This window comes from Iodobacter arcticus, from assembly GCF_042664895.1.
GTDB lineage: Bacteria > Pseudomonadota > Gammaproteobacteria > Burkholderiales > Chitinibacteraceae > Iodobacter > Iodobacter arcticus.
In genome coordinates this window covers 113890-132136 of record NZ_JBHTBQ010000033.1, presented here as the reverse complement: position 1 = coordinate 132136, position 18247 = coordinate 113890, and the positions used below count along the sequence as shown (strand labels likewise).

Annotated in this window: 10 protein-coding genes; all 10 read right to left on the bottom strand. The window is 53.2% G+C overall.

Going from position 1 to position 18247, the window contains the following annotated elements:
• On the bottom strand, positions 1-5968 hold a 5968-nt coding region (locus tag ACFQNF_RS14655; RefSeq protein ID WP_380188679.1), incomplete at its 3' end, for a hypothetical protein.
• Between the two features lie 368 nt (positions 5969-6336).
• Complete coding sequence (locus ACFQNF_RS14650; RefSeq protein WP_380188678.1) at positions 6337-6993, bottom strand: HAD family hydrolase; 657 nt, start codon at positions 6991-6993, stop codon at positions 6337-6339.
• A 356-nt stretch (positions 6994-7349) separates the two neighbouring features.
• Positions 7350-8750 carry an FAD-dependent oxidoreductase gene (locus tag ACFQNF_RS14645; protein ID WP_380188677.1) on the bottom strand — a complete coding sequence of 467 codons (1401 nt, stop codon included), beginning with the start codon at positions 8748-8750 and terminating at the stop codon, positions 7350-7352.
• 281 nt (positions 8751-9031) lie between these two features.
• Complete coding sequence (phnX, locus tag ACFQNF_RS14640; RefSeq protein ID WP_380188676.1) at positions 9032-9865, bottom strand: phosphonoacetaldehyde hydrolase; 834 nt, start codon at positions 9863-9865, stop codon at positions 9032-9034.
• Positions 9866-10262: 397 nt separating this feature from the next.
• Complete coding sequence (locus ACFQNF_RS14635) at positions 10263-11348, bottom strand: 2-aminoethylphosphonate--pyruvate transaminase (protein ID WP_380188675.1); 1086 nt, start codon at positions 11346-11348, stop codon at positions 10263-10265.
• Positions 11349-11964: 616 nt separating this feature from the next.
• On the bottom strand, positions 11965-13644 hold the full coding sequence (locus ACFQNF_RS14630; RefSeq protein WP_380188674.1) for a putative 2-aminoethylphosphonate ABC transporter permease subunit: 1680 nt from the start codon (positions 13642-13644) through the stop codon (positions 11965-11967).
• A 148-nt stretch (positions 13645-13792) separates the two neighbouring features.
• Entirely contained in the window at positions 13793-14908 is a 1116-nt protein-coding gene (locus ACFQNF_RS14625; RefSeq protein WP_380188673.1) for a putative 2-aminoethylphosphonate ABC transporter ATP-binding protein, read from the bottom strand.
• A gap of 542 nt (positions 14909-15450) precedes the next feature.
• Positions 15451-16461, bottom strand: coding sequence for a putative 2-aminoethylphosphonate ABC transporter substrate-binding protein (locus tag ACFQNF_RS14620; RefSeq protein WP_380188672.1), 1011 nt, complete (start codon positions 16459-16461; stop codon positions 15451-15453).
• 324 nt (positions 16462-16785) lie between these two features.
• Positions 16786-17526 carry a GNAT family N-acetyltransferase gene (locus ACFQNF_RS14615; protein ID WP_380188671.1) on the bottom strand — a complete coding sequence of 247 codons (741 nt, stop codon included), beginning with the start codon at positions 17524-17526 and terminating at the stop codon, positions 16786-16788.
• A gap of 224 nt (positions 17527-17750) precedes the next feature.
• Entirely contained in the window at positions 17751-18197 is a 447-nt protein-coding gene (locus ACFQNF_RS14610) for a rhodanese-like domain-containing protein (protein ID WP_380188670.1), read from the bottom strand.
• Positions 18198-18247 lie beyond the last annotated feature (50 nt).

Genomic DNA, 18247 nt, shown 5'->3' with positions numbered 1-18247 from the left:
CCTGATCCGTCGTCAGTTTGGACACTTGATCTGTTGTCAGTGCTTTGACTTGTGCGCTGGAGAGTGCAGCAATGGCCAGCGTGCTGATCACGGCCAGATCACGAGTTTCAAGGGCGGCGATATTGCTGGTTGAAAGGGCTGCCACCTGACGAGAAGTCAACACTGCGGCCTGCGCCGTTGTCAGGGCTTCTGCCTGATCAGTCGTTAATCCCAGCAAGGAACTGGTTGCCAAGACCACCACTTGATCCGTCGTAAGATTTGCCACTTGTGCCGTAGTCAGTGCTTTAACTTGATTACTTGAAAGCACGGCCACTGCCGCTGTGCTCAATACCGCCAAATCACGCGTTTCCAGCGCGGCGATATTGTTGGTCGACAAGACCGCCACTTGGCGGGTGGTCAGCACGGCGGCTTGTGCAGTGGTCAGCGCAACCACTTGCTCAGAGGTCAAACCACTGGCAACTGCAGCCGTGCTCAGTGCAATCACCTGATCAGTCGTCAGGTTATTCACCTGCGCCGTGGTCATGGCATTCACTTGCGCAGTGTTCAGGGCGGCAATGCCACTCGTGCGCAATACCACCACGTCGCGAGTTTCAAGCGCTGCCACACTAGCGGTTGAAAGGGCTGCAATTTGAGCTGAAGACAGCGTTGCGGCCTGATCGGTCGTAAGCGCAGCAGCCTGATCGGTGGTAAATACCCGCACCTGCGCCGTGGTCATGGCCGCCACTGCCGTGGTGGTCAATACCGCCAGATCACGCGTTTCCAGCGCGGCGATATTGGTAGTTGAAAGCGCGGCCACTTGCCTGGAGGTCAACTCAATGGCTTGGGCAGTGGTCAGCGCCGCTGCTTGATCAGTCGTCATGCCCACCAAAGAGCTGGTCGTTAAGTTAATCACCTGATCCGTTGTCAGCTTGGACACTTGATCGGTGGTCAGCGCTTTGACTTGGGCGCTGGAGAGTGCAGCAATGGCCAGCGTGCTGATCACGGCCAGATCGCGAGTTTCAAGGGCGGCGATATTGCTGGTTGAAAGGGCTGCCACCTGACGAGAAGTCAGCACTGCGGCCTGCGCCGTTGTCAGGGCTTCTGCCTGATCAGTCGTTAATCCCAGCAAGGAACTGGTTGCCAAGACCACCACTTGATCCGTTGTGAGATTCGCTACTTGTGCTGTGGTCAGTGCTTTCACTTGATTGCTTGAAAGCACGGCCACTGCCGCTGTACTCAATACGGCCAAATCACGCGTTTCCAGTGCGGCGATATTGTTTGTCGACAAGACCGCCACTTGGCGGGTGGTCAGCACGGCGGCTTGTGCGGTGGTCAGCGCCACCACTTGTTCTGTCGTTAAGCCGCTGGCAACCGCTGCCGTGCTCAGTGCAATCACCTGATCGGTCGTCAGGTTATTCACCTGCGCCGTGGTCATGGCATTCACTTGCGCTGTGTTCAGAGCGGCAATGCCACTGGTTTTAAGCACAATCACATCGCGGGTTTCAAGCGCAGCCACACTGGTGGTTGAAAGCGCTGCAATTTGTGCCGAGGACAGCGTTGCGGCCTGATCAGTCGTAAGTGCAGCAGCCTGATCGGTGGTAAATACCCGCACCTGCGCCGTTGTCATGGCTGCGACAGCTGTAGTGGTCAATACAGCCAGATCACGCGTTTCAAGAGCCGCAATATTGGTAGTCGAAAGCGCAGCGACTTGTCTGGAGGTCAACTCAACCGCTTGAGCCGTCGTCAGGGCAACCGCTTGATCCGTGGTCATGCCCACCAAAGAGCTGGTCGTTAAGTTAATCACCTGATCGGTAGTCAGCTTGGACACTTGATCGGTGGTCAGTGCTTTGACTTGCGCACTAGAAAGTGCAGCAATAGCCAGCGTACTGATCACCGCCAGATCGCGGGTTTCAAGGGCGGCAATATTGGTGGTACTCAACGCCGCTACTTGGCGAGAGGTAAGCACCGCCGCTTGTGCCGTTGTCAGGGCCGCAACTTGTTCGGTGGTTAAGCCAAGCAAGGAGCTGGTCGTCAGCACAAGCGCCTGATCCGTCGTGAGATTCGCTACTTGAGCGGTGGTCAGTGCTTTAACTTGGTTGCTCGACAATACGGCCACACTGGCGGTACTCAATACCGCGAGATCACGGGTTTCGAGGGCGGCGATATTGTTAGTCGATAGCACGGCGACTTGGCGGGTCGTCAAAACTGCTGCCTGAGCGGTTGTCAAGGCAACGACTTGATCAGAAGTTAAGCCACTGGCTACCGCTGCCGTGCTCAGTGCAATCACCTGATCGGTGGTCAGGTTATTCACCTGCGCCGTAGTCATGGCATTCACTTGCGCGGTATTCATAGCAGCAATGCCACTGGTTTTAAGCACAATCACATCGCGGGTTTCAAGCGCTGCCACACTGGCGGTTGAAAGTGCTGCAATTTGTGCCGAGGACAGCGTTGCAGCCTGATCGGTCGTGAGTGCAGCAGCCTGATCGGTGGTAAATACCCTCACCTGGCTGGTGGTCATGGCGGCCACGGCAGTGGTCGTCAATACAGCCAGATCACGCGTTTCCAGCGCGGCGATATTGGTGCTTGAAAGCACGGCGACTTGCCTTGAAGTCAGCTCGATCGCTTGTGCTGTGGTAAAGGCTGCAACCTGGTCTGTGGTCAGGCCCGCTAATGAGCCTGTTGAAAGATTGATCACTTGATCGGTGGTTAAGTTTGCCACTTGATCAGTTGTAAATGCTTTCACTTGCGCACTGGATAGTGCAGCAATGGCCAGTGTACTGATCACCGCCAGATCGCGGGTTTCGAGTGCGGCAATATTGCTAGTCGAAAATGCAGCAACCTGGCGGGAAGTCAGCACTGCGGCTTGCGCTGTGGTGAGGGCAGCAATTTGATCTGAAGTCAGGCCCAGCAAGGAAGTCGTTGTAAATTGAACCGCTTGCTCAGTGGTTAAATTAGCCACTTGCGCGGTAGTCAGTGCTCTGACCTGATTGCTGGAGAGCACAGCAATAGGCAAGGTTGTAATCACCGCCAAATCACGGGTTTCAAGGGCTGCCACATTATTGGTCGACAACACAGCCACCTGGCGCGATGTCAACACAGCAGCTTGTGCGGTGGTCAGCGCCACCACTTGTTCTGTCGTTAAACCGCTGGCGATCGCTGCGGTGTTCAGTGCCACCACCTGATCGGTGGTCAGATTGGCCACTTGCGCCGTTGTCAGCACACTCACCTGAGCCGTGTTCAACACGGCAATGCCGCTGGTTCTCAGCACCACCACATCGCGGGTTTCAAGCGCGGCCACACTGGTGGTTGAAAGCGCTGCAATTTGCGAGGAGGACAAAGTGGCGGCCTGATCGGTGGTCAGCGCCACGGTCTGATCTGTTGTCAGTACCCGCACTTGGCTGGTGGTCATAGCAGCCACAGCTGTGGTGGTTAGCACGGCCAGATCACGCGTTTCAAGGGCGGCAATATTGGTGGTTGAAAGCGCGGCGACTTGTCTGGATGTCAGCTCAACAGCCTGCGCCGTCGTCAGTGCCACAGCCTGATCTGTCGTTAAGCCACCAAGAGCTGTGGTATTGATGTTAATGGTCTGGTCGGTCGTTAAATTCGCCACCTGGCTTGTAGTCAGCGCCCTGACTTGCGTGCTGGATAAAACGGCAACGCCCGAGGTGCTGATCACCGCTAAATCGCGGGTTTCCAATGCCGAAACACTATTTGTAGAAAGAGCGGCAACTTGGCGTGTAGTCAAAACAGCAGCCTGTGCGGTCGTCAGTGCCGCCACCTGATCTGTTGTCAGCCCACTGCCGACAACGGTCGTTGTCAGAGCCACTACCTGATCCGTAGTGAGATTATTAACCTGAGCGGTGGTCAGTGCCCTGCTTTGTGTGCTCGACAATACGGCAATGCCTGCTGTACTCAGCACAATCACATCGCGTGTTTCCAGCGCGGCAACATTATTAGTAGAGAGTGCAGCCACCTGACGTGTAGTCAGCACGGCGGCTTGTGCCGTGGTCAGCGCCACCACTTGCTCGGTCGTTAAACCACTGGCTACCGCTGCAGTGCTAAGCGCCACCACTTGATCGGTCGTTAAGTTGGCAACTTGCGCCGTGGTCATGACGCTCACTTGCGCGGTATTGAGTGCGGCAATGCCGCTGGTTCTCAGCACCACCACATCGCGTGTTTCAAGCGCGGCCACGCTGGTAGTTGAAAGTGCTGCAATTTGCGCTGAAGACAACGTTGCAGCCTGATCTGTCGTAAGTGCAGCAGCCTGATCGGTGGTAAATACCCGCACCTGCGCCGTGGTCATGGCCGCCACGGCGGTGGTGGTTAGCACGGCCAGATCACGCGTTTCAAGAGCCGCAATATTGGTAGTAGAAAGCGCAGCGACTTGTCTGGAGGTCAGCTCGATAGCCTGAGCTGTCGTCAACGCCACAGCCTGATCGGTAGTCAATCCACCCAGAGCCGTTGTGCTGATATTGACGGCTTGATCGGTGGTGAGATTCGCCACCTGATCGGTCGTCAGCGCTCTGACTTGGGCGCTAGATAAAACAGCAACGCCCAGCGTACTGATTACCGCCAAATCGCGCGTTTCCAAGGCGGCAATATTACTGGTCGATAGCGCAGCCACTTGGCGTGAAGTCAGCACAGCGGCCTGTGCAGTATTTAAAGCCGCCACTTGATCTGTTGTCAGTCCGCTACCGACTACGGCCGTTGTCAGCACCACCACCTGATCCGTTGTCAGATTGGTGATCTGAGCGGTGGTCAGCGCCCTGCTCTGCGTGCTGGATAAAGCGGCAATACCCGTCGTGCTCAGCACAACCACATCACGTGTTTCTAAGGCGGCGATATTAGCGGTAGATAGAGCAGCCACCTGGCGAGTAGTCAGCACGGCCGCCTGTGCGGTGGTTAGCGCCACCACTTGTTCCGTAGTTAAACCACTGGCTACCGCTGCCGTACTCAAGGCAATCACCTGATCGGTGGTCAAGTTATTCACTTGCGCCGTGGTCATCGCATTCACTTGCGCAGTATTGAGCGCCGCAATGCCACTTGTGCGTAATACCACCACATCGCGTGTTTCAAGTGCTGCCACGCTGGCCGTTGAAAGTGCTGCAATTTGCAAGGACGATAAAGTAGCCGCTTGATCGGTAGTCAGCGCGGCGGCCTGATCGGTGGTCAGCGCTCTGACTTGGTTGGTTGACATTGCGGCCACGGCGGTGGTGGTCAACACCGCAAAATCACGGGTTTCAAGGGCAGCGATATTGGTGCTTGATAAAGCCGCCACTTGGCGGGAAGTCAGCTCAATAGCCTGCGCGGTGTTCAAAGCCACCACCTGATCGGTCGTCAGCCCTGTTAATGAAGAGGTCGTTAAGCTGATGACCTGATCGGTGGTCAGCTTGGCAATCTGATCCGTGGTCAGCGCCCTGACTTGCGTGCTCGATAAAGCGGCAATACCCAAAGTGGTAATAACGGCTAAATCACGGGTTTCCATTGCGGCAAGATTGCTGGTCGATAAGGCGGCCACCTGGCGGGAAGTCAGCACCGCAGCTTGCGCCGTGTTTAAAGACACCACCTGATCGCTGGTCAGGCCACTACCCAGCACCGTAGTGCTGAGGGCAATCACCTGATCTGTTGTTAAATTATTAAACTGCGCAGTGGTCAGTGCTTTTGTTTGCGTACTGGATAAAGCCGCAATACCCGCAGTACTGAGCACAATGACATCGCGTGTTTCTAAGGCAGCAATATTGCTGGTCGTGAGCGCTGCAATCTGCCGCGTGGTGAGCACGGATGCCTGAGCGGTAGTGAGCGCCGCAATCTGATCCGTATTTAGCCCTCTGTTCACTTGTGCCGTGGTGAGGACGACGATCTGGGCGGTGGTTAATGCCGCAAATTGACTTGTAGACAGCTCCGCAATATCAGCAGTACTAAAGCCGGAAACTTGCTGGGTAGTCAGCGCAGCAATCTGACTCGTATTCAGACCCGTGATATAGCTCATTTTGTTCTTCCTGAAGAGTGACTACAAACAGCGATTGCAGACATGATCACCAGCAGATGCCATTAAATTCTGACGAATAGCCTTACAAGAAATTTAATTTACTTTTTAATTAAAATATGATTTTTATTAAAAAAGCACCCAACAATCTCTTGATTCACAACTATCGACAAAAAGAAAGGTAACTTTAGCACAAGAATATACTTATTTTCTCACGCATTTTTTTTGAAAAACAAATGACTTCCACGCGCTATGCTTCTGATTTTGCGCCAAAAATAAAGAAAAACTCAAGCAAGACACCAAGTCAATCAGATCGGTGGCAAAGAAAGTGAGTAAGATCACACAACACTTCCGATGCCAGTTATTTCTTACTAAATATTACACCAGCGTAATAAATTCCAACTCTGCTGAAGGCGTATTACCTGCAAATGCGGATCTGGATTAACCACATAAGCGTGGCGAACAACAGACAGTAGCGGCACATCATTTCTTGAATCGCTATAGCCGCTACTACCCACCAGACTTTCCTGTTCTTTTTGCAACCAAGCCTCCAGCCGCAGCACCTTACCCTGCTGATACGTCAGCACGCCCCTAGTCTGCCCCGTATATAAACCATCCTGACTATCCAGCCCAATGGCAAGGTAATCAGCCACGCCTAAAAAGCGCGCAATCGGCCCAACGATATGATCCCCGGTTGCAGAAATAATCAGCACCCTATCGCCTTGAGCGCGATGCTTTGCTATCACTTGCCGCGCCTCTGCAAACACGATGGGGGCAATCATTTGCTCAATAAAATCAGCGACCCACTGCCCCACCTCATCGATCGAGCGCCCCTTTAAGGCTTGCAGCGTAAAAGACATATAGTCTTCCATTTGCAAAAGGCCCTGATGGTAGGCCTGCATCAACTCGGCCTCTTTTACCAGCACACTTGCGTCGGCAAGGCCTTTATTGACTAGAAATTGCAAAAACAGGCTGGCGCTATCGCCCTTAATTAATGTGTCGTCTAAATCAAAAATTGCTAATGCCATTACTTATCCTTGCTCCACTATTAAGTGGCTTGGGGTGATTAGGTTTAATAAAAGATTTATAGCCATCAATATTATTGTAGGGAGGGTGCAACCCGCCGACTCCCTAGCATTTCATGCCAAAGACTGGCGGGTTTCACTTTTTTCTAAAGATGAATTGGCCTTTCGTAGGGTGCACAACGACGCAGTCGTTACGCACCGAGAGCGGTGCGCAAGAAAAACAACTTGCACACCCTACGCAAAACCAAGCTTTATCCTGTTTTTGACCTTAAGTTGATAGGATTGGGTGAAACCCGCGAGCCATGCTGAAAATACACGGGCTTCACCAGCCTTACGATGCGGCATGCAGCATGAAATACTCAGCCTTTATCAGACTTACCGGCTGCGGCGGCAAAGCCTGCCAGCTTGCAATCCAAACGCCAAGGTTGCGCGCCATTATCTTCGGCATTTTCTTTACGACGAATGGCGTTTCTGACCATATTGGCCCCTAGCCAGCGGATTGGCTCTGGCGGGAAAAAGCCCCGAGGGCCAGTGACCAGCGGGCTGCGCGTCCATTCATTGTCTGCATCCAGCACAAGGGAAGATAAAATCTGCCCGCCTAGATAAGTTGGCCCCACGCCATTGCCCGAATAGCCAAAGCCATAAAAAATGCGTGGGTGCCGATTGAGCACGCCGAAAAAAGGAATGCCCGTTACCGATCGATCAGAAGGGCCATTCCATGAGGCGGCAATCGCCACATCTTGCAGGGCAGGAAAAAATCGTTTCAAAGTATCCGTAAGCGACTGCTGATAAGCACTTGGCTGATCAAAAGCGGCCAGCATCCGGTTGCCATAGGCAAAGGTATTACCGCCCTTGCCCAGCATTAATCGCCCGTCTGCGGTACTGCGATAGTAATTCACAAAGATACGTGAATCGCACACCGCCACGCCTCGGTTGAGGCCGGTGCGCTGCAACAATGCAGGGCAAGGCTCGGTGATAATCATGTCGGACGAAACCACAGCAATGCTACGCGATAGCGCTGGGAACATCGTCGCCATCGAGGCATTTAGCGCCAGCACCACGCTGCCCGCGCTAATTCTGCCATGCGTTGTGACCACCACCGGTCTAGCGCTTTCGATCAGCCGCTCCATCGGTGTAGCTTCAAAAATCTGCACGCCCATTGCCCTTGCCACCCGCGCCAAACCCCGTACCAGCAAGCCCGGCTGCACGCTGCCACCCACAGGTGAAAAAGCACCTGCGATATGCAGATCAGACCCCGCCATCAGCTTCACTTCATGCTCAGGCAAGCCGACCCAGGTTGAAGCACGATGCCGCGCCAGCTCGTTCATCACGCCATCCATACTGCCTAGCTGCGCGGTATTGGTGGCGGTATAGAGCGTGCCATCGACGCGCACTTCGGCATCGATCTGATGATCGCGGCAAAATTGTGCAATCTGATAAACCGCGTCTTCCGAGGCTTTAACAATACGCAGCGCTTCTGCCTCGCCAAACAGCCTTTTCAGCGTTAAAAACTTCGTCGCCAAGGTCAGCAGGCAGCCGCCATTACGGCCAGACGCCCCACTACCGCAGAGGTCTTTTTCGATGATGACTACGCTCAATTCCGGCTTAGCCATTTTGAGCGAAATCGCCGTCCATAAGCCGGTATAACCCCCACCCACAATGCACACGTCGGCCTGTAAATCCTGCTTGAGCGGCGCGGCTGGCTGCGGATTTTCTTTAATCAAAGCCTGCTCAAACCACCAAGGGCGAAATTCACTCATAGAACACTCCTATCAAACAAGGGATATATGCGCCCTACTTGAAATTAAACGACATCGCCATTCCCGTACGCTGTTATCGGGGATCCAGTGCTCGACTGGATTGACATGTAATACATCTTTTGTAGGGCGGGTGAAACCCGCCAGCCTTTGCATGAAACATTCAGCAGGCGGCGGGTTTCACCCGCCCTACGACAACTTGATGCTTGCAAACATATTGGAAATTTATGCCGAACACCCAACTTGATGCGTACACACGATGCCACCCCGACAGTCACACTCGATCAAGGACGCTCTGATCGGGCCATGCGCGCTTCAATATCGGCCAGCACCGGCAGCAGGTCGGCAATACTGTCGATCACATAATGCGCACCCGCGCGGGATAATTTATCTACCGCTACAGCACGTTTTTTAGCTTGCTCGGCGGAGCTTAAATCGGCCCATTCTGCTGCAGTTAAGCCCACTTCATTACCGGTTACCGATAGCCCTACCGTCCACATACCGGCGTTTAAGCCCTCATCAATCCCCACTGCCGTGTCATCAACTTTCACGCAGGCGGCCACATCGCTCACCGCCAGCTCGATCACATTTTGCAATGCCATCCATGGCCCCGGGCGGGCGCCTGCTTTTAGATCATCGGCAGCCACCACGCAATCTGGCGCATAGCCGCGCTCACGGGCAATCGGCAGCAGGGCATTCATCACTTGGCGAGGGTAGCCGGTGCAACTGCCAATTTTGATGCCCTTGGCACGTAGCGCGGCCATCACATCCAGCGCACCGTTAATCGGCAGGGAATACTGGCCCACTTTGGCAATTTGCAAAGGCATAAACGCTGCGTAAAGTGCATCCACATCGGCGTCTGTCATGCCACGATCAAACTTCGCCTGCCAGCGTGCGTCCACCGTCGGCAACTGGCCCAAAGCCTTGATATGATCCCACTTCGCCATCCCCATCGGCACGCGTGCCTCGGCAAGAGAGATCTCGATGCCAAAGCCCGCAAAAGCCTCGATCAAAACCTGAGTCGGCGCAAAAGAGCCAAAATCCAGCACAGTACCAGCCCAGTCAAAAATAACAGCCTGAATCGGGCCAAGATAAGCACGGGTGTAACGATAGTTCATGGTTATTCCTTGATTAATTAATTGTTGATTTGTTGAAAAACCCAAGTCTCGAACCACGGAGGACACAGAGAACACGGAGGTTCACGGAGGAAAAACAAGAGGTGAATTAAGCTAACCTTCTTAGCCTTTGCTTGTTTTTAAACTCAGTGTTTTGAATTCTCGTCACGACTCTTTGCACAAGGCGGGACGGGGTAGACTTTTACTTTCCAAGCAATCCTCCGCCTTGAATCTAGCAATACAGCCCGTTGCCATGCGCCTCAAAAAGCAACAGACCTCTGGATTTAAAAACATCCAAAACTGAGAGCAAACGGTATAACTCAAATCCTGTTTTTCTCCGTGAAACTCCGTGTTCTCCGTACCTCCGTGTTTTAAGATTTGGGTTTTCCTTGCAGAGCGCCTAAACCCACCCCAGCTCCGTCAGCACCTCGGCAATCGCCGCAATGGCTTGCTGGATTTCTGCCTGATCAATCGCCCCAATGCAGCCCACGCGGAAGGTTTCTACTTCGGTGAGTTTGCCGGGATAGAGCAAAAAGCCTCGGGCACGAACGGCTTGGTAGAAGCGCTGAAAATCGTACTCAGGGTGATTCGGTGCCAAAAAGGTGTAGATAATTGGTGCTTGTAAATTGGCGGGTAAAAAGGATTGCAGGCCGAGTTTTTTCATCCCAGCAAGCAGCGCATCGCCATTGGCCTGATAGCGAGCCAAGCGTGCAGGCTGGCCGCCTTCTGCCCAATATTGATCAAGCGCCGCTCTGAATGCCGCCACCACATGCGTCGGCGGGGTGAAGCGCCATTGGCCGGTTTTTTGCATATATTCAAACTGATCGCATAAATCCAGCGATAGCGATGGGCTTTGCCCTTGCACCAAGGCTGCTTGCTTCACAAGCACAAAGCCCATGCCCGGCACGCCTTCCAGGCATTTATTAGCCGAAGAGATCACCGCATCCACCGGCAAACCATCGACCGGCAAAGCGCCAAAGGCCGACATCGAATCCAAAATCAAAGCCCTCCCAGCGGCCTGCACCACGGCGGCGACTTCTGCTACAGGGTTGAGCAGGCCGGTGGCCGTTTCGCAATGAATCATGCCCACATGCGAAATCGCCGGATTAGCCGCCAGCGCCTCGCCAACAGCAGCGGCGCTAACTGGCGTGCCATCGCTCACCGCCAGCACACTCACCTTTAGCCCCATTACGCTGGCGATTTTGGCCATTCTTTGCCCGTAAGCACCGTTCACCAGCACCATTATTTCGCGATCTTTGGGCACCAAGCTACCAATGGCCGCCTCCACCGCAAAGGTGCCCGACCCTTGCAAAGGCACGCAAACATAGCAGTCCCCCAGATTGGCGATGCGCAACAAATCGGCGCACACGCTGGCTGTTAGCGCATTAAATTTGGCATCCCAAGAACCCCAATCGACCAGCATCGCGGCTTTTGTTGCCAGCGAGGTGGTCAAAGGGCCTGGCGTTAATAAGATCGGTTCCCGCATGATGACTCCAGTCGTCTAGATGAATTTTTTGAAACAAAAAAATGGCCGAGGCCAATAATTTATTAAGTGCCTTCTGCACGTTGATTTTGGAGCGGCAGCCACCGCAGCTATAAGTATCTACACACATTAGGTGGCACTTCAGTGCTGTAGCCTCCCCCTTTGCCAAAGGGGGATTGAGGGGGATTTGCCTTGGCGTTAGCTGCTGACTTTTTGTAAAGATATGCAATTCCAAATCCCCCCTAGCCCCCCTTTTTCAAAGAGGGGAACACATTAAACTTGTGCCGATACTGATGCACTGCGGAGGCGCTCTTTTATTGAAAGGCCAAGAAGCGAAGCCAAAACCCCAGCACTGTGGATAATCACCTCGGCGTAGAAACGGCTCGGGAGCGGGCCTGCTATTCCTTACCGAAACCCCCGAGCCGTTTGTTCCTTGCTCCGGCCTATTTAAGCGGCGTGCTACTAGTCGCTATACGAATCCTAATTGCTGAGTTTTAAATACTCAAAGCCTACAAAACAACTCAATTCAAGCTTTGATTTTCTCCGTGAAACTCCGTTTTCTCTGTGTCCTCCGTGGTTCAAGATTTGGGTTTCAGCAATCCATCGACAATCAAACCTTCTACCTTCTCCAAGCCTGCGAGCGCCTGCCCAATAGGGCCGAGGCAATAGCGAATAACAGGCACACCAAGGCAGAGGTCATGACGATCAAGGTGGCCATTGCGGCTGCAGCGGCGGTGTCGCCTGCGTCGTCCATATTCAGCACCGCCAAGGAAGAGAGCACGGTGTCTGGCGTGTAGAGGAAAATCACGGCAGAGACGGTGGTCATGGCGGAGACAAAATAATAGCGGGCGATATCTAAAATTGCGGGCAGGCAAACCGGTACGGTGACACGGCTAAAAGTGGTCCAGAACGGCACTTTGAGCGAAGCGGCGACGGCTTCAAATTCAGTATCCATCTGCTTAAGTGCGGTGGTGGCGGTGAGGTGTGCCGTGGTGTAAAAATGCGTGACGGTACAAAGCACCAGAATGCCCATCGTGCCGTAAAGGCTGTGCATCGGGTTTTGCGGGTGATTAAAAAAGAACACGTAGCCCAAGCCCAGCACCAAGCCCGGCACCGCCATCGGTAACATCGCCAAGACGCGCAAGATGGCTTGGGCCAGCGGCGCTACTTTGAGCTTTTCATTTAAATATGCGCCGATAAACACCAACAACACGCCACAGATCGCCGTCCAGAACGCGAGCTTTAAGCTATTAAAATAAGCCAGCCAACCGCCGCCATCCATTTGCTCAAAATCAAAATGCGCCAGCGTCAGGCTCAAGTTATACGGCCAGAGCGTGATTAAAGACGCCGCCACGGCCACGCCCAGCATCACGATCAACCACAGGGAAATTGTGCTGCAACACAGAAAAGCGGCGGTATCTCTGAGCACAGAAGGCTTAGCCACTAAAGGCTGTGCACGCGCTGTCAGCAGGGCTTTCTGCTTTTTTTGCACAAAGTAATCAACCACAAACGACAGCAAAGCAGGAAAGAGCAGCAATAGGCCAATCACCGCGCCCTTAGGGAAATTCTGCTGACCGATCACCTGCTTATACGCCTCGACCGCCAACACATTAAACTGCCCGCCGATCAGCTTTGGCACGCCAAAATCGGTCATCACCAGCGTAAACACCACAAACGCCGCCGAGATCAGCCCGTAACGTACCGCAGGCAAAGTCACGGTAAACCATTGCCGCACCCGCCCTGCCCCCAGCGAAGTCGCTGCCTCATAAAGCCGCGCATCGGCAATCGCCAGCGCGGTGAGCAAAATCATCAAGGCGTGCGGAAAGGTATAAAACACCTCGCCTAGCACAATGCCCAGAGGGCCATAAATGCTGACGCCCAACGGCAGCCAGCTTTTAAGCAGGCCTTGATTACCAAACAAATACACCAGAGAAATACCTGGCAAAAGGGAAGGCGCTAAGAGCGGAATCAAGGCCAGATAGCGAAATACCGCCTTGCCCGGCATGGCGCTACGGCTCAGTGCGGCGGCAAAAACATAAGCTAGCGGCAGCACAATGGCCGTAGTTAGCGCCGACACCCACAGACTATTGCCCACCGCAGACCAAAAACCTGCCACATTGGTGATTTCAATAAAGTTATTTAAGCCGGTGAATTCGCCGCTTTGCGCAAGTAAAGACTTACCCAAAATCGCCAGCAGCGGCCCAGCCACGCCAATCAGCAAAAATGCCGCAATCAGATAGCTGATACTGCCCGCCATTCTTTCCCGAATATCGAGCTTTAAAGTGAGACCTTGGCTCATATTGAATTCCTACTACAAAGCATCGTCATTCCCGCGTATCTGTGGCGGGAATCCAGCGGCGCGGCTGGATCCCCGATAAAACCACTCGGGGATGACGCTTGTATTTGATAAGCCCAACATATTTCTAGCCACATCCTAAGACCCGCGCTCATGCCGCATCCTTGCTACAAAAAACCCGCAGCTGATCGTGCGGCAAAGAAACAGGGATGCGCTGCGTTAATGAAGGCTGATAGAGGGCGAGTTGATCGCGACTCAAATCGACGATTAAATCGGCATTCCACACCGGCACATGCAGGCTAATGCGGTAAAAGCTGCCTAATAGCTCAATCTTGCTGACATCCGCCAGCGCGGTATTAGGCTCCCGCAATAGAGCCACATCCCAGGTGGCGTGCAGGCGCACCGCTTCTGGGCGGATAAATAATTCCACCTCCTGCCCCTGCGGCAAAGGCGGCAGATGCAGGGCATAAAGCTCGGCATCGGCGACGCTCAGGCATTGATTGCCTGACACGCGGGCCTTAATCCAATTGGATTTACCGACAAATTCGGCCACAAAACGGCTTTGCGGATGGCTGTAGATTTCTTCTGGTGTGCCGACCTGCTCGATTACACCGTGGTTCATCACCACAATCCGATCGGCCATCGTCAGCGCCTCATCCTGATCGTGTGTCACCAAAATCGTGGTAATACCTAGCCGTTGTTGCAAGCTGCGAATTTCGCGGCGCAAGTGTTCGCGCACGCGGGCATCCAACGCAGACAGTGGCTCGTCTAATAATAAAAGCCCAGGGGACGTGGCCAAGGCGCGCGCCAAAGCCACCCGCTGCTGCTGGCCGCCGGATAACTGCGCTGGGTATTTGTCTTCGATACCGGCAAGCCCAATCAGCTCGAGCAAACTGGTGACGCGCGCGGCCTTGTCACTACTGCGCCCTTTTAAGCCGTAAGCGATATTGTCTGCCACATTTAAATTAGGAAATAAAGCGTAGGACTGAAACACAATGCCGTAATCACGCTTGGCTGCGGGCAGGCGGGTGATGTTTTTGCCCTCAACCCTGATTTCGCCCGCATCGGCAAACTCCAGCCCCGCAATCATGCGCAGCAAGGTGGTTTTACCGCAGCCCGACGGCCCAAGCAGGCAAAGCAGCTCGCCTTTTTTAACATTCAGCGAGATTTGCTTTAAGGCCACAAAAGCGCCAAAACGCTTCGCTAGGCCTTCTATTGATAAATAATCTGCACTGGCGGCAAGGGGCAATTCAATATTTCTATTCATTAATCAGGCCTGAAGCGGTAAACGTTTTGGAACAAGAGATGAAGTTTTTCTTGAACGAATGTTGCCCGCTCAAGAAAACTACAAAGCTTTTTTAGTGCCTTCGGCACGTTGATTTAGGTGCGGGCGTCCCGCTGAACCTTCCTTTCTTGTGTGGCCAAGAAACGAAGCCAAAGAAGGCCACCCCACGAAACACGAAAGCCCCTGCGCTGCGGACAATCGAGCCGGCGGCGGGCGGGATTGGCTCGCTGCCTCGCTCCCAAGCGATCCCCCGCCCCGCTTGTTCCTCGCTTCGGCGTGTTTCAAGGGGAGATTTAAGCCCCGTGCTACTAGTAGTGATACGAATCCCAATTGCTGAGTTTTAAGACACTTAAAACCTACAAAATAACGGAATTCAAGCTTTGATTTTCTCCGTGAAACTCCGTGTTCTCTGTGGCCTCCGTAGTTCAAGAATTGGGTTTTACTCGGAACATCAGCAGTTACTTTATTGACAACGCCAAAAACCAGCCAGCCTCAAGAGGCGGGCCGGTCTGTGCAGTGTTTTTTTATTTCTTTGCCTCAGACTTAGCGTCGTAACGACGTGTCCATTCGGCCAGAATTTTGTCGCGGTTTTGTGCCGACCAGCGCAGGTCTTGCTTGATCAGCAATTGCTCGTAGTTAGCAGGGATATGCGCATTAGGCTTGGCAACGCCAGGGTAGGCCACCACGGCGAAGTTCTTTTCGTAAAGCTCATTCGCGCTTTTTGATGCAGCCCAATCCGCCAGCTTTTTAGCGGCATCCAGATTCTTGGTGCCCTTCATGATGGCGGTGGCTTCTACATCCCAGCCCAAGCCTTCCTTAGGGAAGACCAAATCGATCGGCGCGCCGCCTTCTTTTAGCTTGGCTGCACGGTATTCAAACGAAATACCAATCGGGAATTCGCCCGCAGCGGCTTGTTTGCAAGGCTTGGAGCCTGAATGCGTGTACTGCGCCATGTTTTCGTGCAGCTTGTCCATAAAGGCCCAGCCTTCTTTCTCGCTGCCAAACACTTTCAGCCAAGCCGTTACATCAAAATAACCTGTGCCGCTGGATGCCGGATTAGGCATCACAATTTTGCCTTTGTATTCAGGCTTGGTCAGATCGCGCCAGCTTTCTGGTTTTTTTAGGCCCAGCTTGGCCGCTTCTACCGTGTTAAAACAAACCGTCGCACCCCAAACATCCATCCCTACCCAAGCAGGTGGATTGCTGTCGTCAACGTATTGCTTGGAAAGCTTCTCAACACCCTTGGCCGCATAAGGCTGCAACATGCCTTCTTTTTCCATCACCAGTAGGCTGGAAGCTGCCACGCCCAACACCACATCGGCTTGCGGGGCGTTTTTCTCTGCCAGCAATTTAGCCGTGATAATGCCGGTTGAATCCCGCACCCATTTCAGCTTGATACCAGGGTTTTGTTCTTCAAATTGTGCTTGATAAGGCTTGAGCTGATCAGCTTCAAGCGCGGTATACACCGTCAGGGAAGTGTCAGCAAAAGCGTGCCCGGCAAGTAGCGCGGAGAGCAATACAGCAATACGTGTCATTCTTCTATCCTTTCACGATCGGTAAAGTAGCAGGGGAACGTGGAGGATTGTAGGAACGCAACATTACACAGGCATGACGTCTAGACGAATTTTGTGTGACGAGGTGGGAAGTTTGCAGTGGGATGATATGGCGAGCAATTCGTAGAAGCGGCTTTAGCCGCTTCTTATAAATATCACTAAAGACAAAAAATAACACAAAGGCTGATTTTTCTTAGGGTGTGCAAGTCGCTTTTCTTGCGCACCATCCTTCGGTGCGTAACGACTTCGTCGTTTCACACCCTACGAAATGACAGTTTTAAATGTGGAATCTGATTACGTTAATGCTTATAGGAGCGATGAGGCCGCGTCTTTCATCGCCAACAAAGGCCTTGTTAAATCAGACAAAGCCAGCCGCTGCCGCCCTGCTTCATCAAAATTATCTGCCGACAACCATTGAGCAAATGCCTCTTCAAGCGCTGGCCATTCCTGATCCAGCACCGAAAACCACGCCGTATCACGGTTACGATTTCTATTCACCGTGGCTTGACGAAACACGCCTTCAAAGCTAAAGCCCAAACGCTGTGCGGCCTTGCGCGAAGGCAGATTCAACGCATTGCACTTCCACTCATAGCGCCGATAGCCCAGCTCAAACGCATTTTTCATCATCAGCACCATGGCTGCCGTCGCGAGGCGCGTGCCTTGCAAAGCTGGGGAGAAATGCAGCCAGCCCACTTCAATGGCAGCCGCCGCCGGATCAATCCGCAGATAAGAAGCCAAGCCTAGCGCCTTACCACTGGCCTCATCCACGATGGCGTAAAACTGCGGATCAATTCCGCTGCTCACCCTATCCAGCCAGGCATTAAAAGCCTGAACATCTGCAAAAGGCCCGGATGTTAGATAAGTCCACATCCGGCCATCATCCGCCGAAAAAGCCTGCCATAAAGCGTCAGAATGCTGATCCAGTTGCAAAGGCTCCACCCGACAGCCCCAACCACCCAGCTCCTTAGCAGGAGGAAAATCAGGTGCAACCCAGTTTTGCAGCGGCAAGCCAACAGGTTGGCCGAATTGGTTTAGTTCGTAGTTCATGCAAGTCCTTCAAGATCAATGAGTAAAACCAAAGTAGGGCGCACTCGAAGCGAAGCGCAGTGCGCCATAAACATAAGCCAAGCAGATTTCACAACTCAATTTCGCGCCTTGTGGCGTACTGCGCTATCGCTGACCGACAAAACCCGTCGCCCAGCGAAGCTTCGAGTACGCCCTACTTCTAAAGATTGGATTAATTCAAGAAGTGATTTCTAGCCATACCCCCCTCAACAATCACACTCAACCGTCCCGCCCACCAACACCCCCGCCTCTTTTCCAACGGCAAGCGGATGCCCATCCCGCTGCCAGAAATCCAAGCCACCAATCAGCTCTTTTACGGTAAAACCCAGCTTGGCAAGCTTATAGCTGCCCCATGTCGAGCCATTACAGCCTATGCCATCGCAATAACACACATAAACTTTGCTGCGATCTAGCTGCGCCGTGCTCGCTTCGTCCATTAAGCGATGTGGAAATGAGATTGCACCGGGGATATGGCCGCGCCCATAGGCCTCACTACTGCGGGTATCCAGCGCAATAATCTCTGGGTGTTGCACGTAAAGATCGCTGGCTAAATCGGCAGCGTCGGTATGAAAACGTAGTTTGTCTGCCAAATACGCTGCGGACTCAGCTGAGCTAGCTAAGCCGCTACTTTTTACTGCGGATTGATCGCTCATCACACTCTCCGAATTAATTGTTCACAGCGCTAATTTAAAGGTAAATTGGC